Consider the following 24,889-nt stretch of genomic DNA (forward strand, 5'->3'; position numbering starts at 1 on the left):
TAAGGGGCTTTTCCTTTTGAATCAAATGGTTTGTTTAGAACGCTCTCCTTTGCTTTTAGGATCTGAAGTGTGCTAGAATCTGAATGAAATGTAATCGCCTTTGGAGGATATAATACATGAGTGAAATAAATAAAGAATTAATCGAACACGCGGTACGCGATATATTAAAAGCAATCGGAGAAGATCCAGATCGTGAAGGACTTCTTGATACCCCAAAACGAGTAGCAAAAATGTATGAAGAAGTGTTCTCGGGATTAAATGAAGATCCAAAAGAACATTTTAAAACCATTTTTGGTGAAGATCATGAAGAACTTGTTCTTGTGAAAGATATTGCTTTTCATTCAATGTGTGAACACCATCTTGTGCCATTCTATGGCAAAGCCCATGTCGCTTATATTCCGCGCGGCGGAAAAGTAACGGGACTCAGCAAGCTGGCAAGAGCAGTAGAAGCCGTGGCAAAGCGCCCGCAGCTTCAGGAGCGCATTACATCAACGATTGCAGATAGTATGGTGGAAACTTTAAATCCACATGGTGTGATGATTGTCGTTGAAGCAGAGCATATGTGTATGACGATGCGCGGAGTGAAGAAGCCCGGCGCTAAAACAGTCACTTCAGCCGTACGCGGTACATTTGCAAATGATGCGGCAGCAAGAGCAGAAGTGCTTTCCTTTATTAAAAACGACTAATCCATAGATGGAAGGTGAACAGATTGAGTGAAAATAAAGCATCTGATTTTGTGGTGATTAAAGCCATTGATAATGGTGTCAATGTGATCGGCTTAACTAGAGGTTCCGATACAAGATTTCACCATTCCGAAAAGCTCGATAAAGGTGAAGTCATTATCGCACAATTTACTGAGCACACATCAGCCATCAAAGTGCGGGGCGATGCTGTCATCCAAACAAGCTTCGGTGAAATTCAAAGCGAAGCAAAGAAATAACGCACGACTATGCACTTGATAGCATAAAAGTCAGGCCTGATATGGTATAATAAATCTCTATACAATGTAGAGAGCTACATATGAAACTGTAATTTTTGGGACAAGGGTGATATCTTTGCAAGACATCTACGGAATTTTATCTAATCTGAATATAAAATTAAACAAAAAGCTTTCTCATCCTTATTTGGCGAAGCATTTGCGTGCGCCGCTCATCGATGAAGATAAGCTCCTTCTTTTTCATGCAATGTTTGATGAAGCTCAAATCGATGCTGAGAAAAAAGAAAATTATATTTTAACGGCGATGCTTGTGCAAATTGCCCTTGATACCCATGACGAAGTCACAACTGCTGCAGCCATCAAACAAGACGAGTTCAAAAATCGTCAGTTGACCATCCTAGCAGGAGACTATTTCAGCGGTCTCTATTACTCTCTTCTCTCTGACATGAAAGATATTTACATGATCCGTACTCTCGCCACGGCGATCAAAGAGATTAATGAACATAAAATTAGACTATATGATCGATCCATTCAAGATGCAGCCCACTTTTATAAAAGTGTTGCTACAGTAGAATCTGCGCTATTCCAAAGAATTTCTGAGCACTTTCAATTGACGCATTGGAATGAAATTGCAAGTCGCTTCCTTGTTTATAAACGTTTTATGAAACAAGCAGAAGACGACAAACATTTAAAACTTTTTTTGAACGATAGCTATACGGACGCCTATACATGTTTTGACAACTTTGAGAATGAAGGCTATGAAAAGGCCAAACGATCAATCAAGGAGCATCTAGTTTCATCTCCGATCGTTCAAAAAGAGCTATTAAATCGCTTGGATCATATGAAAAATGAACCTGCGTACCATCAGAAAGTGGAAGAAGGGTAAGTCATGCAGCAATCAAAAGAACAGCGAGTACACGGTGTATTTGAAAAAATTTATAAAAACTATGACCAAATGAACTCTGTCATTAGCTTTAAACAGCATAAAAAATGGCGCGATAAAACAATGAAGCTCATGAATGTTCAAAAAGGAGCCAAAGCACTAGATGTATGCTGCGGAACTGCTGATTGGACGATTGCGCTTGCAGACGCTGTTGGAGAAACAGGCGAGGTCAAAGGTCTTGACTTCAGTAAAAATATGCTGAGTGTTGGCGAAACGAAGGTGAAAACAGGCGGCTACAATCAAATTGAGCTGCTCCACGGCAATGCAATGGAGCTTCCTTTTGAGGACAACTCATTTGATTATGTCACAATCGGTTTTGGCCTTCGAAATGTCCCTGATTACTTAACAGTGCTAAAGGAAATGACACGAGTGGTAAAACCCGGTGGAATGGTTGTCTGCCTTGAAACATCACAACCTGAGATGATTGGGTTTAAACAAGGGTATTATGTCTATTTCAAATACATCATGCCGCTCTTTGGCAAGCTGTTTGCCAAAAGCTATCAGGAGTATTCATGGCTTCAAGAATCAGCCAAAACGTTCCCTGGCATGAAAGAACTGGCGTCTCTTTTTGAAGAGGCCGGTCTGTCTGATGTCTCGTATCATCCATTTACAGGCGGTGTAGCAGCAACACATATCGGAAAGAAGCTTTGAATAAACGATATTTGGGTGAAAATAATGAAACTAAAAGCAATGATTTCTTTTCTAAATCATGATATCGATATAATTGAAAAAGAGCTTGAACAAACCGTTCGCTCTGATTATGCATTATTAAGTGAAGCCGGTCTTCATTTGCTGCAAGCGGGCGGAAAACGAATCCGCCCCGTTTTTGTTCTCCTTTCAGGCATGTTTGGTGACTATGATATTAATAAAATTAAATATGTAGCCGTAGCGCTTGAATTAATTCATATGGCATCACTTGTCCATGACGATGTCATTGATGATGCAGAACTGAGAAGAGGAAAACCGACGATTAAAGCAAAATGGGACAACAGAATTGCGATGTACACGGGGGATTACTTATTTGCAAGATCACTCGAGTACATGACGAAAATCAATCACCCAATGGCACATGAAATTTTGTCAAAAATGGTCGTCGAGCTCTGTCTTGGGGAAATAGAACAAGTCAAAGATAAATACAACATGGACCAAAACCTTCGTACATATTTAAGAAGAATTAAACGAAAAACAGCCTTGCTTATTGCAGGCAGCTGCCAATTAGGTGCGATTGCAGCTGGAACAGATGAAAAAACACATAAAGCCCTTTACTGGTTTGGGTACTATGTTGGTATGTCGTACCAAATCATTGATGATGTCCTTGATTTTACATCAACTGAAGAAGAATTAGGCAAACCTGTTGGCGGGGACCTTTTACAAGGAAATGTCACTCTTCCCGTTTTATATGCGCTTCAGAACCCGACGTTAGAAGGTCAGTTGAAGCTGATCAATAGTGAAACGACGGAAAAGCAGCTGGAACCTGTGATTGAACATCTCAAACAAACAGATGCGATCGACCGTTCCATTCGAGTGAGTGAAATGTATTTGAAAAAAGCATTTGAACAGCTCGATCAACTTCCGCGTGGGCGGGCTAAATCTTCATTAGCGTCGATTGCAAAATATATTGGTAAACGAAAATTCTGATCAACGTTTCGTTGGTTGGTTTTTTTGTGAAATTTTTTGTCAAAAATTGATTATTATAAAAAAAAATGATACGATCACTTTGTAACAATGTAAGCCTATACATACATAACGACGGGGTGGAAAACGTATATGGACAAAACATTTCTTATGGTCAAACCTGATGGTGTGGAAAGACAATTAATCGGTGAAATTGTGTCAAGATTCGAAAAAAAGGGGCTTCAGCTTGTTGGAGCAAAGCTCATGAGCATTCCAAAAGAAGTAGCAGAAACACATTACGGAGAGCATAAAGAAAAACCATTTTTCGGTGAATTGGTTGACTTTATTACGTCAGGACCTGTATTTGCGATGGTATGGCAAGGTGAACAAGTCGTAGACGTAACAAGGCAGATAATTGGAAAGACAAATCCGAAGGAAGCGCTTCCAGGAACGATAAGAGGCGACTATGGATTAACTGTTGGCAAAAACATTATCCATGGCTCAGACTCACCAGAAAGTGCCGAAAGAGAAATCAACCTTTTCTTCAAACAAGAAGAACTGACAAACTGGGATCAAACGATCTCAAGCTGGATTTATTAATGTTCAAGCCAAAGTGTTCATCAAATGATCACTTTGGCTTTTTTATATTGAGATTTCTATACGATTTTTCGCATGAGATGATACAAATTTATGATAAAAACAGCTATACTAGGACAAAGATAGATGAGACAGGAGAGGACATTGATGGATCAGTATCAAGTATTTGTTGGAAAATGGAAAAAACTAACTGGGGTAGATCTGAATTTATATAAAGAAGCACAAATGAAACGAAGATTAACATCTCTTTATGATAAAAAAGGATATAAAGATTTTGAGGCATTTGCGTCTGCTCTTGAAAAGGACAAAGCGCTATTAGATGAAACGATGGATCGAATGACGATCAATGTGTCAGAATTTTACCGAAATTATCAGCGCTGGGAAGTACTTGATCAAAAAATCCTGCCGTTGCTTTCAAAAAACAGCGGCACCCTAAAAATATGGAGTGCAGCTTGTTCTACTGGAGAAGAGCCGTATACACTCTCAATGTTGCTATCAAGTCATCCGCTTGTGAAGGACTTCCAAATTATTGCAACAGATATAGATGATAAAGTCCTGCAATCCGCGCAACAAGGAAGATATCATGAACGATCTTTGCAAGAGGTGCCAGATCAAATCAAGCAAAAATATTTCACCAAAGAAGATTCTTCATTTTACACGGTGAAGGATGAGATTCGAAAGCACATTCAATTTAAGAAACACAACCTTTTAGCAGATCCATATGAAAAACAGCTGGATCTCATCGTGTGCCGAAATGTCCTCATCTACTTTACAGAAGAGGCGAAAGAAGAAATTTACTTAAAAATGAGCAGCAGTTTAAAGCAAAACGGCGTATTATTTGTTGGTTCTACAGAACAAATTTTTCACCCAGAAAAGTTTGGATTAACCTCTGCTGATACTTTCTTTTATCAAAAGAAGGGGTAGTAGCTGACTTTTTAGTAGGAAGTGTGTTATCATAGTTTTACTTAAAAGCGTTAATGCGATGAAGGGAGAATAAGTCATGAGGTACTTAACAGCAGGTGAATCACATGGTCCACAACTGACCACAATTATTGAAGGAGTTCCAGCGGGACTTTACATAGAGCAGGATGACATCAATTATGAACTGGCTAGAAGACAAAAAGGTCATGGCCGCGGAAGAAGAATGCAGATTGAAAAAGACCAAGCGAAAGTGTTAAGTGGAGTCCGCCACGGGAAAACATTAGGTTCTCCTATTGCACTTGTTGTTGAAAATAATGATTGGAAGCACTGGACAAAGGTCATGGGTGCAGAGCCAATTACTGAAGCAGAAGAGAGTGAAATGAAGCGTCAAATCTCTCGTCCAAGACCAGGGCATGCGGATTTAAATGGTGCGATTAAATATGGTCACCGTGATATGAGAAACGTATTAGAGCGCTCATCAGCACGCGAGACAACGGTTCGTGTAGCAGCAGGTGCAGTAGCGAAACAAATTTTGGCTCACCTTGGAATCAAAGTGGCTGGTCACGTCCTTGAAATTGGTGGAGTAAAAGCTTCCCATACCGCTTATAAATCTATTGAAGATTTGCAAAAAGTAACAGAAGAATCACCTGTTCGCTGCTATGACAGTGAAGCTGGTCAAAAAATGATGGATGCCATTGACGAAGCGAAGCAAAACGGCGATTCAATTGGTGGTATTGTCGAAATCATCGTTGAAGGGATGCCAGTTGGAGTCGGCAGCTATGTGCACTATGACCGCAAACTGGATAGCAAGCTTGCAGGCGCAGTACTGAGTATCAACGCTTTTAAAGGTGTTGAATTCGGTATTGGCTTTGAGGCAGCTTCTAAAAATGGCAGTGAAGTTCATGATGAAATCATCTGGGATGAAGAAAAAGGCTATACGAGAAAAACAAACCGCTTAGGTGGTCTTGAAGGCGGAATGTCAACTGGCATGCCAATCGTCGTAAGAGGGGTTATGAAACCAATCCCAACCTTATACAAACCATTGCAAAGCGTGGATATTGAAACAAAAGAACCTTTCTCTGCAAGTATTGAGCGTTCTGACAGCTGTGCTGTTCCAGCCGCAAGTGTTGTGGCAGAAGCAGTCGTTGCATGGGAAATCGCCAATGCAGTGGTTGAGCAGTTTGGTCTTGATCAAATTGACCGCATTAAAGAAAATGTGGACAAAATGCGCCAGCTTCAGAGGGAGTTTTAATGAAAACACTGGAAGTGAAGACGTCTTCAGCCACTTATCCTGTATATATCGGTGATGGGATTAGACAAAATATCGTAGACTTGATTACTTCCACTGGGCGATCCTACACGAAGCTCTTCATCGTGACAGATTCAGCCGTCGATGCCCTTTATGGAGATGAAATGGTTCAATTACTGAAACAGAAATGGTCTGTACAAAAAGTAGTGGTGCCAAACGGAGAACAATCAAAATCTTTTGCGCAGTTTGAGCAGATTCATACGAAAGCCATCCAATTTCAACTCGACCGCTCCTCATGCATCATTGCATTAGGAGGCGGGGTGATTGGAGACTTGGCTGGCTTTGCTGCTGCCACTTATATGAGAGGCATTGATTTTATTCAAGTACCGACCACGCTGCTTGCACATGATAGTGCAGTCGGCGGAAAAACCGGAATCAATCATCCGCTCGGCAAAAATTTAATTGGTGCGTTTCATCAACCGGCAGCTGTCATCTATGATACAAGTATGCTAGAGACACTCTCACCAATAGAGCTAAGATCAGGCTTTGCTGAGGTAATGAAACATGCACTGATTTCAAGTGAAGTCTTTTTATCAGAACTGATGTCCATTCGTTCGTTGACAGAATTATCAAAGGATGAACTGGCACATATGCTTTATCAAGGGATTCAAGTGAAAGCATCCATTGTTCAAGAAGATGAAAAAGAACAAGGTGTGCGGGCATACTTGAATTTAGGTCATACACTAGGGCATGCCATTGAAGCGGAGTATGGATACGGTGCGATCACGCATGGAGATGCCATTGCAATTGGCATGCAGTTTGCTTTATATGTCAGTGAAAAAGAGCAAGGACTCAGCCTAGATCGTGAGAAACTTAAAGTGTGGATGAAAGAACTAGGGTTCCCAGTACAAGTCACACAAACGATTTCAACCAAAACATTTGTCGATCGCATGATTGGTGATAAGAAGGCAAGAGGCGGGAGTGTTCAATTTGTTTTGCTAAAACAAGTTGGAGACGTCACCCTGCAATCTTTCACAAAAGATGAGCTGTATCACTGGCTCGAAGAATGGAAACGGGAGGAGGGCTGTCTATGATGTTTCGCGGAATACGCGGGGCTACAACTGTGACAGAAGATACAGAAACAGAAGTGTTAACCAAAACGAAGCAGCTGCTAGAAGCGATCATTTCAAAAAATCAAGTAGATCCAGAGCGTGTCGTGCAGATCTTGATTTCAGCTACACAAGATATTCACTCCGTTTTTCCAGCAAAAGCACTCAGGCAGTTTGAAGGATGGACCTATGTGCCTGTCACTTGTATGCAAGAGCTTGACATTGATGGAGGTCTAAAGAAGTGTATTCGCGTTTTAATGACCGTTCAGACAGATGTCAAGCAGGAAGACATACAGCACGTATACTTGGAAGAGGCTGTTACGCTTCGGCCTGATTTACAGTTGACAAAAAACAAGGAATTATAATACGATATGAACAGCCGAAGTTTACACACAGGTGTGAACGGCATTGCAAGCTTAGAGAAGATGAGAATGAGACTAGGGTAGTTGAGATGAGTAGAGTTGAGCAGAGATACGATACTTCTATTTAATCATACTGCCTAAAAGAGCGAAGCCTCTTTTAGGCTTATTTCGTATACTCAAACAAATCCTCAAGATGTCCCCTCATTCTCCTTAATTCCATTTAAGGAGTGTGCTTATGAAATCCCAATCAAACCTTACCCAATTTTTAAGAGACAGTCAGTTTTACAAAACCATCCCGATTGTTGAAACCATTACAGTTGATACGCTCTCACCCATTCAAATTGTCGAGAAACTGAAACAGGATATTGTGTATTTGCTAGAAAGCAAAGACGAATCTTCTAGCTGGTCGAGATATTCCTTTATCGGATTACATCCTTTTTTAACATTACATGACGAGCAAGACCATTATATTGCTCGTGACGCTGCGGGAAAGTCAGTGATGCAAAAAGCGGAGCTGAAAGAGTTGCTTGACTGGATGAAAGAGCAATATCAAATCAAGACACCTGAAATTGATATCCCATTTACTGGCGGAGCCGTAGGGTACTTAAGTTACGACCTCATTCCCAACATTGAGCCGTCTGTCAAGCCGCATCCGAATGCATCAACGACAGATAATTGCACATTATTTGTTTGCCAAACAATGATCGCATTTGATCATGAAACAAACCAAGTTCATTTTATTCAGTACACGAAGCTGAACGGTCATGAAACAGACGAAGAAAAAATTCTGGTTTATCGAGAAAATCAAAAGCAGCTTGAACTGATGATACAGCAGCTGCATACAAAAACTGATATGAAAGAATTGATTATCTCAGGGAATATGAATGAACCCCCTTCGTTTGAACAGGTGACGTCTACCTATGAAAAAGCAAAATTTTTAAAGGATGTCGAAAAAATCAAGGAGTATATTCGAGCGGGTGATATCTTCCAGGGTGTACTTTCTCAGCGTTTTGACATTCCAGTGACAGTGAGCTCATTTGAATTGTATCGTGTGCTTCGGATTGTCAATCCATCACCGTATATGTATTTTATGAAATTAAAAGATCGAGACTTAGTCGGAAGCTCGCCAGAACGATTAATCCATGCGAAAAACGGTCACTTAGAAATCCATCCAATTGCTGGTACAAGAAAACGAGGAATGACAAAAGAAGATGATGATGCACTAGCAAGAGAGTTGCTCGATGATGAAAAAGAAAAAGCAGAACATTACATGCTAGTGGATCTGGCTCGAAATGATGTGGGGCGTGTAGCAGAATACGGCAGTGTGTCTGTCCCAACTTTTACAAAAGTCGTGAACTTTTCGCACGTCATGCACATTATTTCTATTGTGACAGGGAAGCTGAAGCAGGATACACATCCAGTAGACGCGCTTATGTCCGCTTTTCCAGCAGGCACATTGACAGGCGCCCCAAAAATTAGGGCGATGCAATTATTAAACGAAATGGAGCCTGAGCCAAGAGAGACGTATGGCGGCTGTATTGCCTATATTGGTTTCGACGGCAATATCGATTCCTGTATTACCATTCGCACAATGAGCGTCAAACATCAGACTGCTTCAATACAAGCAGGTGCCGGCATTGTCGCTGATTCCGTTCCAGAAAACGAATGGGAAGAGACATGTAATAAGGCAGGAGCACTTCTAAAAGCCATTCAGCTTGCTGAACATATTTTCTCAGAAAAGGAGAGTGTGCCAAATGAATCAACGACTATCAGCTCTTGTTAATGGAGGAAAACTATCAGAAAAAGAAGCGAATGGCCTGATGCATGATATGATGAGCGGCTCGTTAACAGATGCTGAAGTCGCTGCTAGTCTATCTATTTTAGCGCATCGAGGAGAAACAGCCGAAGAAATGACAGGCTTCGTGAAAGCCATAAGGCAGCATGCAGCACCAGTAGAACGGTCACTTGATGTTGTTGATACGTGCGGGACAGGAGGCGATGGTTTATCAACATTTAATATATCAACAGCTGCTGCCATCGTTGCTTCGGCTGCTGGGGCGAAAATCGCCAAGCACGGAAATCGTTCCGTCTCCTCTAAAAGCGGGAGTGCTGACGTGCTAGAATGTCTTGGTATTCAAATTCAATCCACACCTGAAGAAACAAGACGACAAATACAGCAGAAAAACATGGGCTTTTTATTTGCACCGCTCTATCATTCTTCTATGAAACAAGTAGCCGCCGTACGCAAGCAGCTCGGATTTCGGACGGTATTTAACTTATTAGGACCGCTTTGCCACCCGATGCAGGCCAAAAAGCAAATCATTGGTGTGTATGCAAAGGAAAAGGCAAAGCTCATGGCGAAAGCTCTTGCTCGTTTAGAGCCAGAACATGTCCTGTTTGTTTGCGGAGATGATGGGCTGGATGAATTAACCATTACAGCAAATTCATACATCATTGAACTCAAAAAAGGTGTCATGACAGAATATACGTTAAACCCAGAAGACTTCGGACTTGAAAAAGGGCATTTATCAGACATTCAGGTCCAATCACCAGAAGAAAGCGCCAAATTGATTCAGAATATATTGAATTATCAAGCGGGTGGAGCACCGCTTCATATTACAGCGCTTAATGCTGGGGCCGCATTATATGTGGCAGGAAAAGCAGAGAGTCTGATGGCAGGGACAATGAAAGCATTAGAAACGATCAAAAACGGATCAGCTAAAGAACAATTAGCCCGTCTAAAACAAAAAACGAAAGAGGAAGAGATCTATGCTTAATCAAATTATCGCCCGTAAAAAAGAACATGTGCAAACCTTGCAATTACCTGAGGAAGGACATTATGAAAGACAATCATTTAAAGAAGCCCTTATGAATCCTCACCGCTCGATCGGACTGATTGCTGAGGTGAAAAAAGCGTCTCCTTCCAAAGGCATCATTCAGCCTCATTTTGATCCTTTACAGACAGCAAAAGCATACGAAGCATCAAATGCAGATTGTTTATCTGTCTTAACGGATGAACCGTTTTTCCAAGGGAAAAACGAATATTTGTCTCTTATTAAAGAACACATCACACGTCCTATTTTAAGAAAAGATTTCATTATTGACTCTATACAAGTAGAAGAATCGAAACGGATAGGGGCAGATGCCATTTTATTAATTGGAGAGGTGCTTGAGCCGCAAAAGCTGTATGAGCTCTATACAGAAGCGAAAGAAAAAGGAATGGATGTCCTCGTTGAAGTACATGCAGCACATACACTAGAAAAGATTTTACACCTATTCACTCCTGAGATCATCGGTGTGAACAACCGGAATCTCAATACGTTTACAACAACTGTTGAACAAACAAAAGAGATCGCGCCACTTGTTCCAAAAGACGTATTACTAGTAAGTGAAAGTGGCATAAAGACATTTGATGATCTGACCTTTGTGAAACAGCACGGAGCAAACGCCGTTCTTGTTGGTGAATCTTTAATGAGGGAACGATCACAGGAGAAAGCCGTTCAGGCATTGTTCGGAGAATGAAGAAAATTAAGCCTTACTTAAAATATTGCGGTGCTGTCTCACAAGAGGATGTCGCATGCATCTCGCAATCTCAAGCGGATGCCATCGGTTTTATTTTTGCGCCGAGTAAAAGACGAGTTGATCCAGATCAAGTGAAACACTGGCTGTCACAAGTAAAATGCAAAAAAGAGATAGTGGGGGTATTTGTGAATGAAAAAACACCAAAAGTGTGCGAGATCACAAACAACCTCCCCTTAGATATTGTGCAGCTTCATGGCGATGAGACGCCAGAAGTTGCAAATGACATTAAACAGCATACGAAGGCGCTCGTTTGGAAAGTGTTCCATCACGAGCCCGATGTAAACGACACACTTGAACATATGACGGCATTCGCTCCAAGTGTCGACGGTTTTCTCATTGATGCGAAAGTAAAAGGAATGAGAGGCGGTTCTGGAACAGCTTTTGCATGGGAGGCGGTGCCTTCATATGTTCAGCATGCAAAACAACTGGGAAAAACTTGCGCCATTGCTGGCGGGATCACGCCAGACACCATAATAGATCTGCTTGCTTTTGGTCCAGACGTCATAGACCTTTCAAGCGGTATAGAAGAAAACGGGAAGAAAAGCAGTACAAAGATGAAAGCGCTCGAAGAAAGGATGTTGAACCATGTACGCATATCCAAATGAGATTGGCAGATATGGAGAATTTGGAGGGAAATTCGTTCCTGAAACGCTCATGCAGCCACTAGAAGAGATCGAACAAGCTTTTCGTGAATTAAAAGAAGACCCTGCTTTTCAAAAGGAATATATATCGCTTTTGAAAAACTATTCAGGCAGACCAACCGCACTCACATATGCTGATCAATTATCGGCATATCTCGGCGGTGCTAAAATCTATTTAAAAAGAGAAGATTTAAACCATACAGGCGCTCATAAAATTAACAATGCGCTTGGGCAGGCACTGCTAGCGAAAAAAATGGGGAAATCAAATATTATCGCCGAAACAGGAGCAGGTCAGCACGGTGTAGCTGCTGCAACAGTGGCGGCAAAATTCGGTTTATCCTGCACTGTATTTATGGGAAAAGAAGATGTGGAAAGACAATCACTCAATGTGTTCCGAATGAAACTACTCGGCGCTGAAGTCATACCTGTTACTAGCGGGAACGGAACATTAAAGGATGCAACCAATGAAGCCATCCGCTATTGGGTCCAGCATTGCAGTGACCACTTTTATATGATTGGCTCAGTCGTTGGACCTCATCCGTATCCTCAAATCGTCAGTGAATTTCAGCGGATGATCGGAGATGAGGCAAAAGCACAGATACTTGAAAAGGAAGGGCAGCTTCCTCATAAAGTCGTTGCCTGTGTTGGCGGCGGAAGCAATGCGATAGGAATGTACCGGGCGTTCTTAGATGAAGAGGTCGATATCATTGGTGTAGAAGCTGCTGGGAAAGGAATCGACACTCCGCTTCATGCAGCAACCATCACGAAAGGGACAAAAGGTGTCATACATGGATCTTTGACATACTTGATCCAAGACGAATTTGGTCAAATTATTGAGCCTTATTCGATTTCAGCTGGATTAGACTATCCGGGGATTGGGCCAGAGCATGCGTATTTGCATGCGAGCGGCCGGGTTCAATATGTGAGTGCGACAGATCAAGAAGCACTAGATGCGTTAAAGCTGCTCACAGAAAAAGAAGGAATCCTGCCAGCGATCGAATCTGCACATGCTTTAGCAAAAGCGTTTGAAATGAGCCAGAACATGAGTGAAGACGACATTGTTCTTGTCTGTTTGTCAGGCAGAGGAGATAAGGACGTGCATACATTAATGAATGTGCTTGAAAGTGAGGGTGAAACAAAATGATCACATTTCAATTAGAGCAAGGTCAGAAATTATTTATTCCATTTATTACAGCGGGTGATCCATCAGAAGAGATCACCATTGATTTAGCCCTCGCGCTTCAAGCAGCAGGGGCACATGCGATTGAACTAGGTGTTCCGTATTCCGATCCGTTAGCGGACGGCCCCGTCATTCAAAGAGCTTCTAAAAGAGCACTTCATCATGGTATGAATATCGTAAAAGCGATAGAATTAGCAGGAAAGATGAAAAAAAACGGCGTAAAAATTCCTGTAATTCTATTTACGTATTATAATCCTGTGTTACAATTAGACACAGAATACTTTTTCGCTTTACTGCGCAAAAATCATATTTCGGGACTCTTAACACCCGACTTGCCTTTTGAAGAGAGCAGCGAGCTACAGAAGAACTGTCAAGCACACGACATTTCATATATATCACTCGTTGCACCAACAAGCAAGGAACGATTAGAAAAAATTGTAGAGCAGGCAGAAGGTTTTGTGTATTGTGTTTCATCTCTCGGCGTCACAGGTGTCAGACAATCTTTCGACGCATCGATTACAGATTTTATTCAACAAGTGAAACAGTTGAGTCAAATACCAGTTGCTGTAGGTTTTGGTATTTCAACAAGAGAACAAGTAGACTCAATGAATAAAATGAGTGATGGTGTCGTTGTCGGCAGTGCGCTTGTCAAAAAAATTGAAGAGCTTCAAGAACAATTAGTAGCAAGTGATACACGCCAAGAGGCTTTAAGAGAATTTGAAACATATGCAAAAACATTTAGTCCCCTCTATTCATTCAAATGAGGTGAAACATTTTGCAAATCAAAGATCAATTAAAACAGCTAAAACCGTATCAACCTGGGAAACCAATTGAAGAGGTCAAAAAAGAATATCAATTAGACAAAATTGTGAAATTGGCTTCAAATGAAAACCCTTTTGGATGTTCCACACATGCAAGAGAGGCCATACAAGCTGAACTCGAACATTTAGCGATTTATCCAGACGGATACAGCGCAAGTTTAAGAACGGAACTGGCTGAGTTTCTTCAAGTAAATGAAAAACAATTAATATTCGGGAATGGCTCAGATGAACTTGTGCAAATTATTGCTAGGGCATTCCTTGATCAACATACAAATACGGTGTTCCCATCTCCGTCATTCCCGCAATACCGTCACAATGCAGTAATTGAGCATGCAGAGATTAGAGAAGTACCACTTCTAAATGGAGGAGCTCATGATCTAAAGGGAATGCTGAATGCGATGGATGACAACACAAAAGTCGTTTGGGTGTGTAACCCGAACAATCCGACAGGAAATCATTTGTCAGAATCTGAGCTCGTATCGTTTTTAGATCAAGTGCCTGCTCACGTGCTTGTCGTTTTAGACGAAGCATATTTTGAATATGTTCGTGCGGAAGACTTTCCGAACAGTTTATCTCTATTAAAAGCCTATCAAAATGTCATTGTACTACGCACGTTCTCTAAAGCATATGGACTTGCGGCACTTCGAGTAGGTTATGGGGTTGCCTCAGAGGAGTTGATTACCGCCATTGAACCTGCGAGAGAGCCATTTAATACAAGTCGTATCGCTCAGGCAGCTGCACGTGCAGCCATTAAAGATCAAGACTTCATTCAATCGTGCAGACAAAAAAATGAAGCAGGTCTCAAGCAATATCAAGAATTTGCGGAACGTTTTGGACTATTTATCTATCCATCTCAAACAAACTTTGTGCTGATCGACTTTAAAAGAGATGCAGATGAGCTGTTCAATGCACTTTTGAAAAAGGGCTATATCGTTCGATCTGGTAAAGCTCTCGGATTCCCAACTTCTTTACGTATTACTGTTGGAACAAAGGAGCAAAATGAAGAAATCTTAACTACACTTGCCGATTTATTACAAGGCATCCGTGCGTAGCATAACAATGAAGTCATATCCTGTTTATGGGATATGGCTTTCGTTGTAACTCATCCAATATACATATAAGCTATTGAAACAGCTTGTTTAATTTTCGCGAAAAATCAGGTGATGAACATGAATGAAGCAAACGAAACCATATTAATCGCTGGACTTGGTTTAATTGGTGGTTCTATTGCACTGTCGATTAAAAAAGAATTTCCACATAAAAAAATTGTAGGCTATGATGTCTCTAAAGAACAAATGATTGCTGCAACAAAATTAGGGATCATCGACGCGACTGCCGAGTCCTTTATAGAAGGCTTGAATGAAGCAGCAACGATTATTTTGGCAACGCCAGTACAACAAACCGTCAAAATGTTAAGTGATATTGCAGCATCTGGAATTGAAAGAGAGCTCACGATTACGGATGTAGGGAGCACAAAGCAAAAGGTCGTTCATTTTGCTGAAAAAACGTTGCCTGATCATTACCAATTTATTGGTGGGCATCCAATGGCAGGGTCTCATAAATCAGGTGTCATTGCAGCGAAAGACTTTTTATTTGAAAATGCATTCTACATTTTAACGCCAGCAAAAGTAACAAGTCGTCAGGCTGTTGACCGTTTGAAGGATCTGCTGAAGGGAACCAATGCTCATTTCATTGAAATGACACCCGAAGAACATGATGCTGTGACAAGTGTGATTAGTCACTTTCCACACATCGTCGCTGCCAGTCTTGTGCATCAAGCGCATCATTTTGAAGAAGAATTTCCTCTTGTAAAACGGTTTGCTGCAGGAGGCTTTCGAGATATTACCCGTATTGCATCAAGTAATCCTGCAATGTGGCGCGATATCCTTTTGCATAATAAAAACAAGATTTTAGACCGATTTCATGAATGGAAAAAAGAGATTGACCGCATTGAATCCTTTGTGCAACAAGAAGATGCTGAGGGGTTATTCTCTTATTTCCAAGAGGCCAAGGAATATCGCGACGGCCTGCCTCTGAGGAAAAAAGGAGCTATCCCTGCTTTTTATGATCTTTATGTCGATGTGCCGGATCATCCTGGTGTTATTTCGGAAATTACAGGATATCTAGCAAATGAAAACATTAGTATTACAAATATCCGTATTATTGAAACGCGAGAAGACATTAACGGGATTTTACGCATCAGTTTTCAAACAGATGACGATCGAAAGCGGGCAGAACTCTGTATAAAAAATAGAGCAAATTACGATACATTTTATGCTGATTGAGGTGAGGAACATGAAAATTCATAAAAGTGCTCCTATGAATGGAGAAATTCATATTCCAGGAGATAAATCCATTTCTCATAGATCTGTGATGTTTGGCGCTATTGCTGACGGGACTACAGTAGTAAAAAACTTTCTACCTGGCGCTGATTGTTTAAGCACGATTGATTGTTTTAGAAAGATGGGTGTCGACATCGAACAAAAAGGTACAGATGTTGTCATTCATGGTAAGGGACTAAAAGGACTTAAAGAGCCAAGCGATATTCTCGATGTTGGTAACTCTGGCACGACTATTCGTTTAATGATGGGAATCTTGGCTGGCTGTGAGTTCCACAGTACGCTGATCGGAGACGAAAGTATTGCCAAAAGACCGATGAAACGGGTAACAGGTCCGCTAAGACAATTGGGAGCCAAGATAGATGGCAGAGCAAATGGCGAGTATACACCACTTTCTATACGTGGGGGTAATTTAAAAGCTATCTCTTATGAGTCTCCAGTTGCCAGTGCCCAGATTAAATCGGCTGTCCTTTTAGCTGGACTGCAGGCAGAAGGAACAACGACGTTAACTGAACCGCATAAATCAAGAGACCATACCGAAAGAATGTTATCAATGTTTGGTGTCTCGCTACATGAAGATGCACAAAGTGTTGCAATTGAAGGTGGACAAACGTTAAAAGCAACAGATGTATTTGTCCCTGGAGATATTTCTTCAGCTGCATTTTTCTTAGTGGCTGGATCTATCGTTCCAAACAGCCGGATTGTATTGAGAAATGTCGGTTTGAACAAAACGAGAACTGGTATTATAGATGTGCTGAAACAAATGGGTGCAGACCTCGACATTCAAGAAGTGGATGCTAAAGGCGGAGAACCGTACGGTGATTTAACGATCTCTACCTCTTCATTAAAAGGGATCGACATTTCAGGTGATATGATCTCTAGACTCATCGACGAAATTCCTATTATTGCGCTCCTAGCTACTCAAGCAGAAGGAACAACGATCATTAAAGATGCCGCTGAATTAAAAGTGAAAGAAACCAATCGTATTGATACAGTCGTTTCAGAACTTAAAAAACTAGGTGCTCATATTGAAGCAACAGATGATGGAATGAAGATTCATGGTAAAACGAGCCTTAAAGGCGGCGCAGTCGTCTCAAGCTACGGAGATCATCGAATTGGTATGATGTTAGGAATTGCGGCATGTATAACAGAGCAAGCAATCGAGATTGAAGATACAGATGCAGTACGTGTATCTTACCCAAATTTCTTTGAACACATTGAATACTTAACGCAAACAGTCTGAGGATTTCCTCAGGCTTTTTCTTTCCTTTTGCATATTTGAAAGAACTATAGCATAGCTTGTCTCAAGGTGAAACCTTGAAAAAGAGCATTTTGCTGATTCAAAAACAATTTTTTAGCGTATTCGGTTTACAAATCGTCAGTTTAGTAAAGTAATGATTGAAAAAGAGTCTTCAAAACACAAAAATGGCCTCATGTTAAAAGAGCAACATATTTGCTGGATATGCAGCTGTCGATTATGATATGAAGTAACAACAGTTTAGGTTTTTGGAAACAGAAAGGAACGGTTTGATTTGAATAGTTCATTACAAGAAGCCATAAAATTAGTTGAGGCGGGTGAGACTGAAAAGGGACTCAAAACACTTGCTCAAGCAGAGAAGCATCTTCATGATGAAGAAAAAGCGCAGGCAGCTCAGTTATATTATGACTGGGGAGATATTGATAAAGCACGGAATCTCATTAGTGATTTACATGATTTATATCCAGAAGAAACAGGATTAACCTGTTTTTATGCAGAGCTGTTAATAGACTCTGATGAAGAAGAGAAGGCAATAGCAGTTCTTGAAACGATTCCTGAAGATGACGATGCGTATCCAGAGAGTTTATTGTTAATGGCAGATTTGTATCAAATGCAAGGACTATTTGAAGTAAGTGAACAAAAGCTTTTAAAAGCGAAAGAGTTACTACCTCATGAAGCCGTCATTGATTTTGCTTTAGGGGAATTGTATTTTTCTCAAGGTCTTTCAAAGAAAGCAGCCGACTATTTCTACAAAGTGGCCGATCAACAAAATGAAATTGGCGGTGTCAATGTATATCAGCGGCTCGCTGAATCATTAAGCACAGCTGGAGAATTTGAAGATGCCCTTGAATGGTATGAAAAGGCTGTAAAGGATCAAGTGGATCCAAATACACTTTTTGGCTACGGATTTACAGCGATGAGGGCTGGCAGAACGAAAACGGCTATTCAGCAGCTTTCTGAACTAAAAGATATTGATCCTTCGTATTCGTCACTTTATATGCCTTTAGCCAAAAGCTATGAGGAAGAAGGACTATATCATGAAGCTTTAGAGATAGTAAAAGAAGGAATTAAAGTGGATGAGTATAACAAAGAGTTATATTTATATGGGGCAAAGATTGATTTGAAAAATGGCCATTCGGAAGATGCGAAAAAATTGCTTCAAGAAGCACTTGCTCTTGATCCAGGATATATTGAAGCGGTTCAAACGCTGCTTGCGATCTATTTAAATGAAGAGCTGTTTGATGAAATTCTGGATGTGATTAAAGAGGTTAAAAGCTTTGGGGAAGAAGATCCAAAATGGAATTGGTATGCTGCTTCTGCTTCTGTCGGACGAGAAGAATACGATGAAGCCGCTGAGTATTTCAAACTTGCTCTGCCTGATTTTGATGAGGAACGTGACTTTTTATATGAATATGCTTCGTTCCTTTTAGAAGAAGGCAGACAAAAAGAAGCCTTGCCGTTATTACGAAAAGTTCTTCAGAAAGATGGCACGAATGAAGAAATTGAAGAAACGATTTTAAGAATTGAAGACGAAATTTCCTTATAGTTTGCAGGAATGAAGAACTGGTTTGTTGAATAATTCATGTATAGCAATTTAATTTACGATAGAGGAGGGAATAACATGCAGACCCCTGTTTCTGTCAATGAAAAGAAGGAATTTATCCGGTGGTTCTTAAACCATTATCAGTTAAAGCGAAGAGAGTGTGTTTGGATATTAAATTATTTAATGAGTCACGACTCTTTGATGGAAAAGGTTCATTTTGTAGAGCAAGCAGAATTTTGCCCAAGGGGAATTATTATGTCAACACACTGTGTGGATGAAGTTCCCTTTAGATTTTATAAAGAAAATATCATGACGACAGATGCAGAAAAATCATTTCATGATATTCGTTTGAATAAACAGCAAGATTTGTTTATTCAATTGAATTTCCGATCTGCATATCGTTCGCCGGAATATGCCGCTGTACTTGAAACAAATCCTCATATTCCTAAAGATCTTTATGAAAATGAAAAAGATAAAGATCTTGCTGAGAAAGTGCTAGAGCATTCTATCGCTACTTTCCAAAAAGAACGGCTGATGAAAGAAATCGATGAAGCGCTTGACCGTCATGATCAAGAAACATTTAATAAGTTAGCAAAAGAATTAAGCCTATTATCATAAACCAAGCCAATAAGCCTTGCCCTATACAGGCAGGGCTTATGTGATGAAAGAGGGGAACTAGATGAAATTTCAGGCGGAGGACGCGGATCTCTTTTTACAATCTAAAGATTACATTGATACCGCTATCATTCCATTAGTTGGGATAGATGCAAGCCATATCAAACAAACCGTGTCTTTAGGTGAGTTTACAATGCTTGTGGCAGAGGATCTTGAAAGGCAACTGAAAGGCAGAGTGTTTCTTTTTCCTCCACATACATATTTAGAAGTAAATAGTCGTAAGCAAGAAGACATACTTGCAGTAAAACAATCATTGCAAGAACATTTTCAGCATGTTGTGTTTATCACATCTGATAACAAATGGAAAGAACAGCTAGAAGTGAGCGAATCGGCATTTATATTGCAGTCTGTTCCGCTTGAGCATTTAAAGGTCAATTTAAAGCAAAAAGTTATTCAAGACAGTGTAGAACAAATTTTGAACTTTTTGTTACAAAAATGGAACCCTTCATAAAAACCCTTACATTTGCATTGTACATAGCTTTTTAGGCTGTTGACCTTGTGAATAGATTGATATATTATGAGGGTGTCCTAGTTTTATGAAATTTTTTCTAATTCAGTTATAAAGTAGCTGACGACCTGAGGGGGGGAGAAAAAAATGAGCGAGAAGAGACATGGAGTGTCCAGGCGTCAATTTTTGAATTACACGTTGACCGGCGTGGGGGGATTTATGGCCGCTGGAATGCTCATGCCTATGGTTCGCTTTGCGCTTGACCCTGTGCTAAAAGGAACAGAGGATCAGGATATGGTTCAAGTTGTCAGTGTAGATGAACTGACAAAAGAACCGAAGCGCTTTGACTTTAAAATTGATCAAGTAGATGCATGGTATGAGTCAAAGGAATCTAGGTCTGCATGGGTGTACAAAGAAGGGGATGAAATTGTCGCTTTATCGCCAATCTGTAAACATTTGGGATGTACAGTGAACTGGAACAGTGATCCGAAAAATCCAAACAAATTTTTCTGCCCATGCCATTATGGGCTGTACGACAAGGATGGTACAAACGTACCCGGAACTCCACCGCTTGCACCGCTTGATCATTATAAGCAGCAAGTGAAGGACGGATACCTCTATCTTGGAAAAGCTGTGCCGAAAGGGGAAGGGTAACGATGCTTAACAAGATTTACGATTGGGTAGATGAGCGGCTGGACATCACACCGATATGGAGAGACATTGCGGATCATGAAGTGCCTGAGCACGTCAATCCAGCACATCATTTCTCTGCTTTTGTGTATTGTTTTGGCGGTTTAACGTTTTTTGTGACGGTCATTCAAGTCCTTTCGGGCATGTTTTTAACGATGTATTATGTACCGGATATTAAAAACGCATGGGAATCTGTCTATTATTTGCAAAATGAAGTGGCATTCGGACAGATTGTAAGAGGGATGCACCACTGGGGTGCGAGTCTAGTCATTGTTATGATGTTTTTACATACGCTGAGGGTCTTTTTCCAAGGGGCGTATAAAAAGCCTAGAGAGCTAAACTGGATTGTCGGTGTGCTCATTTTCTTTGTGATGCTTGGACTTGGTTTTACAGGATATCTTTTACCGTGGGATATGAAGGCGCTATTTGCGACGAAGGTTGGTCTTCAAATTGCAGAGGCGACACCTTTCATTGGGAAAGAGATTAAAACGCTGCTTGCAGGTCATCCTGACATTGTAGGTGCACAAACGCTGACGAGATTTTTCGCTATCCATGTCTTTTTCTTGCCAGCGGCATTATTTGGGCTGATGGCTGCCCACTTTATTATGATTCGTAAGCAAGGAATTTCTGGACCGCTGTAAAATTTTGCGTTTGATGAATGTTCAATGAGGAGGGGATGACTTTGCATAGGGGAAAAGGGATGAAGTTTGTCGGAGATTCCAGAATACCGGCAGAAAGAAAACCTAACATACCTAAAGACTATTCCGAATATCCGGGAAAAACCGAAGCCTTTTGGCCGAACTTTCTTTTAAAGGAATGGCTTGTAGGTGCTGTTTTTTTAATTGGATTTCTTGTCCTAACTGTTGTTCATGCACCTCCGCTTGAGCGGATGGCTGATCCGACAGATACGGGCTATATTCCGCTGCCAGACTGGTATTTCCTATTTTTGTACCAGTTGTTAAAATATGAGTTTGCTGCAGGGAGCTATACGGTAGTTGGCGCAATGATTATGCCTGGAATTGCGTTTGGTGCTCTTTTACTCGCACCATTTCTTGATTCTGGTCCTGAACGCAGGCCATATCGAAGACCAATTGCAGTTGGGATGATGATTCTTGCAGTTGGTGCAGCAACCTATTTAACATGGGAGTCTGTTGCTACTCATGACTGGGAAGCAGCTGCGAAGCAAGGTGAAATCAAGAAAGAAGCAGAGATTGATACCTCAGCTGAAGAGTATAAAATCTATCAAGAGCAGACATGTATCTCCTGTCACGGAGATAATATGCAAGGCGGGGCAGCTGGACCGTCACTTGTTGACAATGGTTTAGCACCAGAGGAAATTGCGAAAATCGCTGTAGAAGGAAAAGGCAACATGCCTAAGGGCATTTTTAAAGGCAGCGATGAAGAACTTGAAAAGCTCTCGAAATATTTATCTGAGGTCAAATCTAAATAATTCAGTTGTTTAAATGTAAGTACAAGGATATACTCAAAAGGAGAAAAAAGCTGGCGCTGTCAGCTTTTTTCTGATTTTAACAGATCGTGAGTGAAGAGAAATATGAGATGGTTTCAATATCTGCTAGCCACACGCTACATGCTTGTGCTCGTGCTCATTGTCAACTTTCTGGGCACTGTGTACGGCTACTACTGGTATATTCCGCAGCTCGTAGAGACGCCGGCTGTCTTTTTACCTTTTGTACCGGACAGTCCGACGGCAAGCTTTTTCTTTTTATTTGTATTACTAGCCTTTCTAATGAAACGCCATGCTCCTTATTTTGAAGCACTGGCCCTTGTCACCTTGATCAAATATGGATTATGGGCTGTAGGGATGAATCTTTTCGTGCTCGTTTCTGTTGATGATTTTCCGTGGGAAGGATATATGCTAATTGGTTCGCACTTTGCGATGGCGGTACAGGCTGTGTTATTTGCGCCGTATTATCGTTTTCACATGCGTCATTTGGTTGTAGCAGGCATATGGATTTTACATAATGATGTGATTGATTATGTATTTGGAATGATGCCGCGTTATTCTATGCTTTCTGCCTATTCAAATGAGATCGGCTACGTGACGTTTTGGTTAAGTATTGCCGTTCTTCTTGTTTCGTATTATCTTGTCCTCTCGAAAAAATCGGTCAAGCTTGAACTCCCTTAACAATGTTGGTCTAACCTTGTCCTTTTCTTCATACGCTGTATGGAGAAAGGCTAGGAGGGACTTGCATGAAACGAAAGTCAATCGCGATGATTCTATTATTATTTCTTGTCTTGCATCCAGCTGCTGCAAAAGGTGAGGAAACAACAGCTGCTAAAGCGCTGCAAGAATTAACGGAACTATCAGATTCAATCTTTCAATTAACGAGACAAGCTAAATATGATGAGGCATTACAAGTTGCATTGTATGCTGAAAAGACATTTAAAGCTGAGAATTGGCGTGGAACTCTGACGAATACGCAGGTTCGGCAAATTACACTTGGCTATCAAGATATCATTAAAGGACTCCCGCAGGAAGACTTAAATGAGCGCGAAAAACTTCGGTATGCCTCTCAGTTTAGAATGCTTCTCGATGCGATACAATCAAATTCAGAACCTCTTTGGGGATCTCTCGAGAAGCCGATTATGGGGTCTTTTCCGACATTAAAGAAAGAAGTAAAAGATCCAGAATCGACGACGTTCTATGAAACTTGGAATGAGCTGGTTTCATTGTATGATATGATTTATCCGAGTTTAACCATTGATATCTCGCCTGAAAAGCTGCAAACGATTAAGCAGCACATGGAAGTAATTGAACAAGGTGAATTTTTAAAAGCATCGAGTGGGACAAAGCTTGAGCGTCTCACGAAACTCGAAGAAGATTTATCAAGTGTGTTTGCGAACGTTGATCAAGATGAAGCGGATCCATCGCTTTTATGGGTCATTTTAACAACAGGAAGTATGATTTTACTCACTTTAACGTATGTTGGGTTTAGGAAATACCGTGCTGAAAAAGAAAAAAAGCAAAAGCGACAAGCCGATTATCCAAAGTCATAAAAAAAGAAGCACCGTTATCGGGCTTCTTTTTTAATGGGGATTGAGCGGCTTTTTATGTTCATCTAATGTGAAGCCTTCACCAAGTACGTCATGCACGTCACTCACTGATACAAAGGCATGAGGGTCGACGGAAGTTACGACGCTCTTGAGGTGGACAAGCTCATTTTTTGGAACGACGCAGTAAAGGACGTTGCGTTCCTGTTTCGTATAGGAGCCGACACCCTTTAAAATGGTCACTCCGCGCTCCATTTCCTCTGTGATTTTCTTTTGAATGATGTCATCCTTTTCAGAAATAATCATCGCTCCTTTGGCAGCGTAAGCGCCTTCTTGCATGAAGTCGATGACTTTTGCAGCAACAAATACGGCAACAAGTGTATACATGGCTTCTTTGTAATTTAAATAGGTGAGAGAGATGGTAATGACGCACGCGTCGAAGATAAACATCGTTCTTCCCATTGCGACTTGATAATGTTTGTTGATCAATCTTGCAATAATGTCAACGCCGCCTGTTGTCCCGCCGAATTTAAAGATGATTCCGAGGCCTGTTCCGATAAACACACCTGCAAAAAGTGCGGCTAAGGCTAAATCGTGCTGAAGAGGCATATGTATTTGAAAGCGCTGGAAGATGGCTAGAAAGACAGAAAGACTGACGGTTCCGACAATTGTATATGTAAACATGGTTCTTCCAAGCATTTTCCAGCCGATAAAAAAGATCGGAATGTTTAACACAAGGTTTGAAATAGATGGATCAATGTGAAATAGAAAATATAAAAGCAGTGTGATACCTGTAAATCCGCCTTCCGCCAAGTTGTTCTGCATATTAAAATGAACAAGGCCGAAAGAAAAAATCGCAGATCCTATTAAAATAAATACGATATTTTTAAGACGAATTTCTTTTAGCAAAAGATCACTCCTTTTTTTGCTTAGACAGCGATAATATTATATGGTATGGAAGAGAAACA

At 40.8% G+C, this 24,889-nt stretch carries 28 protein-coding genes; 27 read left to right on the forward strand and 1 reads right to left on the reverse strand.

The genetic code is table 11. The features are described 5' to 3' along the window. Window positions 1-116: 116 nt before the first annotated feature. The 27 genes from folE to ypjB all read left to right on the forward strand — a co-directional run bounded on the left by folE (window position 117) and on the right by ypjB (window position 23,927). Window positions 117-686, forward strand: coding sequence for a GTP cyclohydrolase I FolE (folE, locus tag KFQ09_RS18415; protein WP_003215789.1), 570 nt, complete (start codon window positions 117-119; stop codon window positions 684-686). Window positions 687-709: 23 nt separating this feature from the next. Beyond that, on the forward strand, window positions 710-940 hold the full coding sequence (gene mtrB, locus KFQ09_RS18420; protein ID WP_008344541.1) for a trp RNA-binding attenuation protein MtrB: 231 nt from the start codon (window positions 710-712) through the stop codon (window positions 938-940). Between the two features lie 115 nt (window positions 941-1,055). Next, window positions 1,056-1,823, forward strand: coding sequence for a heptaprenyl diphosphate synthase component 1 (locus tag KFQ09_RS18425; RefSeq protein ID WP_007500958.1), 768 nt, complete (start codon window positions 1,056-1,058; stop codon window positions 1,821-1,823). A 3-nt stretch (window positions 1,824-1,826) separates the two neighbouring features. Beyond that, window positions 1,827-2,531 (forward strand): demethylmenaquinone methyltransferase, encoded by a 705-nt coding sequence (locus KFQ09_RS18430; protein ID WP_007500957.1) that lies wholly within the window; start codon window positions 1,827-1,829, stop codon window positions 2,529-2,531. A 24-nt stretch (window positions 2,532-2,555) separates the two neighbouring features. Further along, entirely contained in the window at window positions 2,556-3,518 is a 963-nt protein-coding gene (gene hepT / locus KFQ09_RS18435) for a heptaprenyl diphosphate synthase component II (RefSeq protein ID WP_058214021.1), read from the forward strand. Window positions 3,519-3,647: 129 nt separating this feature from the next. Next, complete coding sequence (ndk, locus tag KFQ09_RS18440) at window positions 3,648-4,094, forward strand: nucleoside-diphosphate kinase (RefSeq protein WP_003216015.1); 447 nt, start codon at window positions 3,648-3,650, stop codon at window positions 4,092-4,094. Between the two features lie 144 nt (window positions 4,095-4,238). Then, a complete protein-coding gene (locus KFQ09_RS18445; protein WP_129548363.1) occupies window positions 4,239-5,015 on the forward strand; it encodes a CheR family methyltransferase in 777 nt (258 codons plus the stop codon). Window positions 5,016-5,091: 76 nt separating this feature from the next. Then, window positions 5,092-6,264, forward strand: a complete 1,173-nt coding sequence (gene aroC / locus KFQ09_RS18450) for a chorismate synthase (protein ID WP_129548362.1) — start codon at window positions 5,092-5,094, stop codon at window positions 6,262-6,264. Next, window positions 6,264-7,355, forward strand: coding sequence for a 3-dehydroquinate synthase (gene aroB, locus KFQ09_RS18455; RefSeq protein ID WP_129548361.1), 1,092 nt, complete (start codon window positions 6,264-6,266; stop codon window positions 7,353-7,355). The genes aroC and aroB overlap by 1 nt, the downstream gene beginning before the upstream one ends. Continuing rightward, window positions 7,352-7,735 carry a chorismate mutase gene (gene aroH, locus KFQ09_RS18460; RefSeq protein WP_008344549.1) on the forward strand — a complete coding sequence of 128 codons (384 nt, stop codon included), beginning with the start codon at window positions 7,352-7,354 and terminating at the stop codon, window positions 7,733-7,735. Before aroB ends, aroH begins: the two co-directional genes overlap by 4 nt. Window positions 7,736-7,967: 232 nt before the next feature. Then, window positions 7,968-9,515 carry an anthranilate synthase component I gene (gene trpE, locus KFQ09_RS18465; protein WP_255835868.1) on the forward strand — a complete coding sequence of 516 codons (1,548 nt, stop codon included), beginning with the start codon at window positions 7,968-7,970 and terminating at the stop codon, window positions 9,513-9,515. Beyond that, window positions 9,487-10,509 carry an anthranilate phosphoribosyltransferase gene (trpD, locus tag KFQ09_RS18470; RefSeq protein WP_255835869.1) on the forward strand — a complete coding sequence of 341 codons (1,023 nt, stop codon included), beginning with the start codon at window positions 9,487-9,489 and terminating at the stop codon, window positions 10,507-10,509. Before trpE ends, trpD begins: the two co-directional genes overlap by 29 nt. After that, the gene (trpC, locus tag KFQ09_RS18475) at window positions 10,502-11,254 is read left to right on the forward strand and encodes an indole-3-glycerol phosphate synthase TrpC (RefSeq protein WP_048003157.1); all 753 of its coding nucleotides are present in this window, start codon (window positions 10,502-10,504) and stop codon (window positions 11,252-11,254) included. Before trpD ends, trpC begins: the two co-directional genes overlap by 8 nt. Further along, window positions 11,251-11,919 (forward strand): phosphoribosylanthranilate isomerase, encoded by a 669-nt coding sequence (locus KFQ09_RS18480; protein WP_017359753.1) that lies wholly within the window; start codon window positions 11,251-11,253, stop codon window positions 11,917-11,919. Before trpC ends, KFQ09_RS18480 begins: the two co-directional genes overlap by 4 nt. Continuing rightward, on the forward strand, window positions 11,900-13,099 hold the full coding sequence (gene trpB / locus KFQ09_RS18485) for a tryptophan synthase subunit beta (protein ID WP_007500937.1): 1,200 nt from the start codon (window positions 11,900-11,902) through the stop codon (window positions 13,097-13,099). The genes KFQ09_RS18480 and trpB overlap by 20 nt, the downstream gene beginning before the upstream one ends. Further along, entirely contained in the window at window positions 13,096-13,899 is an 804-nt protein-coding gene (trpA, locus tag KFQ09_RS18490; RefSeq protein WP_017359752.1) for a tryptophan synthase subunit alpha, read from the forward strand. The genes trpB and trpA overlap by 4 nt, the downstream gene beginning before the upstream one ends. An 11-nt stretch (window positions 13,900-13,910) precedes the next feature. Next, window positions 13,911-15,008, forward strand: a complete 1,098-nt coding sequence (hisC, locus tag KFQ09_RS18495; protein WP_129548359.1) for a histidinol-phosphate transaminase — start codon at window positions 13,911-13,913, stop codon at window positions 15,006-15,008. A gap of 117 nt (window positions 15,009-15,125) precedes the next feature. Next, window positions 15,126-16,241 carry a prephenate dehydrogenase gene (locus KFQ09_RS18500; protein WP_113747228.1) on the forward strand — a complete coding sequence of 372 codons (1,116 nt, stop codon included), beginning with the start codon at window positions 15,126-15,128 and terminating at the stop codon, window positions 16,239-16,241. A gap of 10 nt (window positions 16,242-16,251) precedes the next feature. Then, on the forward strand, window positions 16,252-17,538 hold the full coding sequence (aroA, locus tag KFQ09_RS18505) for a 3-phosphoshikimate 1-carboxyvinyltransferase (protein ID WP_048001885.1): 1,287 nt from the start codon (window positions 16,252-16,254) through the stop codon (window positions 17,536-17,538). Between the two features lie 289 nt (window positions 17,539-17,827). Further along, complete coding sequence (locus KFQ09_RS18510; protein ID WP_065460635.1) at window positions 17,828-19,099, forward strand: tetratricopeptide repeat protein; 1,272 nt, start codon at window positions 17,828-17,830, stop codon at window positions 19,097-19,099. Window positions 19,100-19,174: 75 nt separating this feature from the next. Continuing rightward, window positions 19,175-19,714: a ReoY family proteolytic degradation factor gene (locus KFQ09_RS18515; protein ID WP_008344562.1), complete on the forward strand. Its 540-nt coding sequence runs from the start codon at window positions 19,175-19,177 to the stop codon at window positions 19,712-19,714. A 61-nt stretch (window positions 19,715-19,775) separates the two neighbouring features. Next, on the forward strand, window positions 19,776-20,222 hold the full coding sequence (locus tag KFQ09_RS18520) for a YpiF family protein (protein WP_076822140.1): 447 nt from the start codon (window positions 19,776-19,778) through the stop codon (window positions 20,220-20,222). Window positions 20,223-20,366: 144 nt separating this feature from the next. Further along, window positions 20,367-20,873 (forward strand): ubiquinol-cytochrome c reductase iron-sulfur subunit, encoded by a 507-nt coding sequence (locus KFQ09_RS18525; RefSeq protein WP_007500911.1) that lies wholly within the window; start codon window positions 20,367-20,369, stop codon window positions 20,871-20,873. A 2-nt stretch (window positions 20,874-20,875) separates the two neighbouring features. Beyond that, a complete protein-coding gene (qcrB, locus tag KFQ09_RS18530; protein ID WP_003215804.1) occupies window positions 20,876-21,550 on the forward strand; it encodes a menaquinol-cytochrome c reductase cytochrome b subunit in 675 nt (224 codons plus the stop codon). Between the two features lie 41 nt (window positions 21,551-21,591). Further along, entirely contained in the window at window positions 21,592-22,359 is a 768-nt protein-coding gene (locus tag KFQ09_RS18535) for a menaquinol-cytochrome c reductase cytochrome b/c subunit (protein WP_008344567.1), read from the forward strand. 102 nt (window positions 22,360-22,461) lie between these two features. Next, a complete protein-coding gene (locus KFQ09_RS18540; protein WP_076822138.1) occupies window positions 22,462-23,055 on the forward strand; it encodes a lipoprotein heptaprenylglyceryl N-acetyltransferase LhaT in 594 nt (197 codons plus the stop codon). Window positions 23,056-23,120: 65 nt separating this feature from the next. Next, entirely contained in the window at window positions 23,121-23,927 is an 807-nt protein-coding gene (gene ypjB, locus KFQ09_RS18545) for a sporulation protein YpjB (RefSeq protein WP_008344572.1), read from the forward strand. A gap of 30 nt (window positions 23,928-23,957) precedes the next feature. On the opposite strand, the gene KFQ09_RS18550 is transcribed toward ypjB, so the two are convergent. After that, entirely contained in the window at window positions 23,958-24,830 is an 873-nt protein-coding gene (locus KFQ09_RS18550) for a YitT family protein (RefSeq protein ID WP_003215598.1), read from the reverse strand. Window positions 24,831-24,889: the final 59 nt, after the last annotated feature.

The organism is Bacillus sp. FS02, assembly GCF_024398395.1.
GTDB lineage: Bacteria > Bacillota > Bacilli > Bacillales > Bacillaceae > Bacillus > Bacillus altitudinis.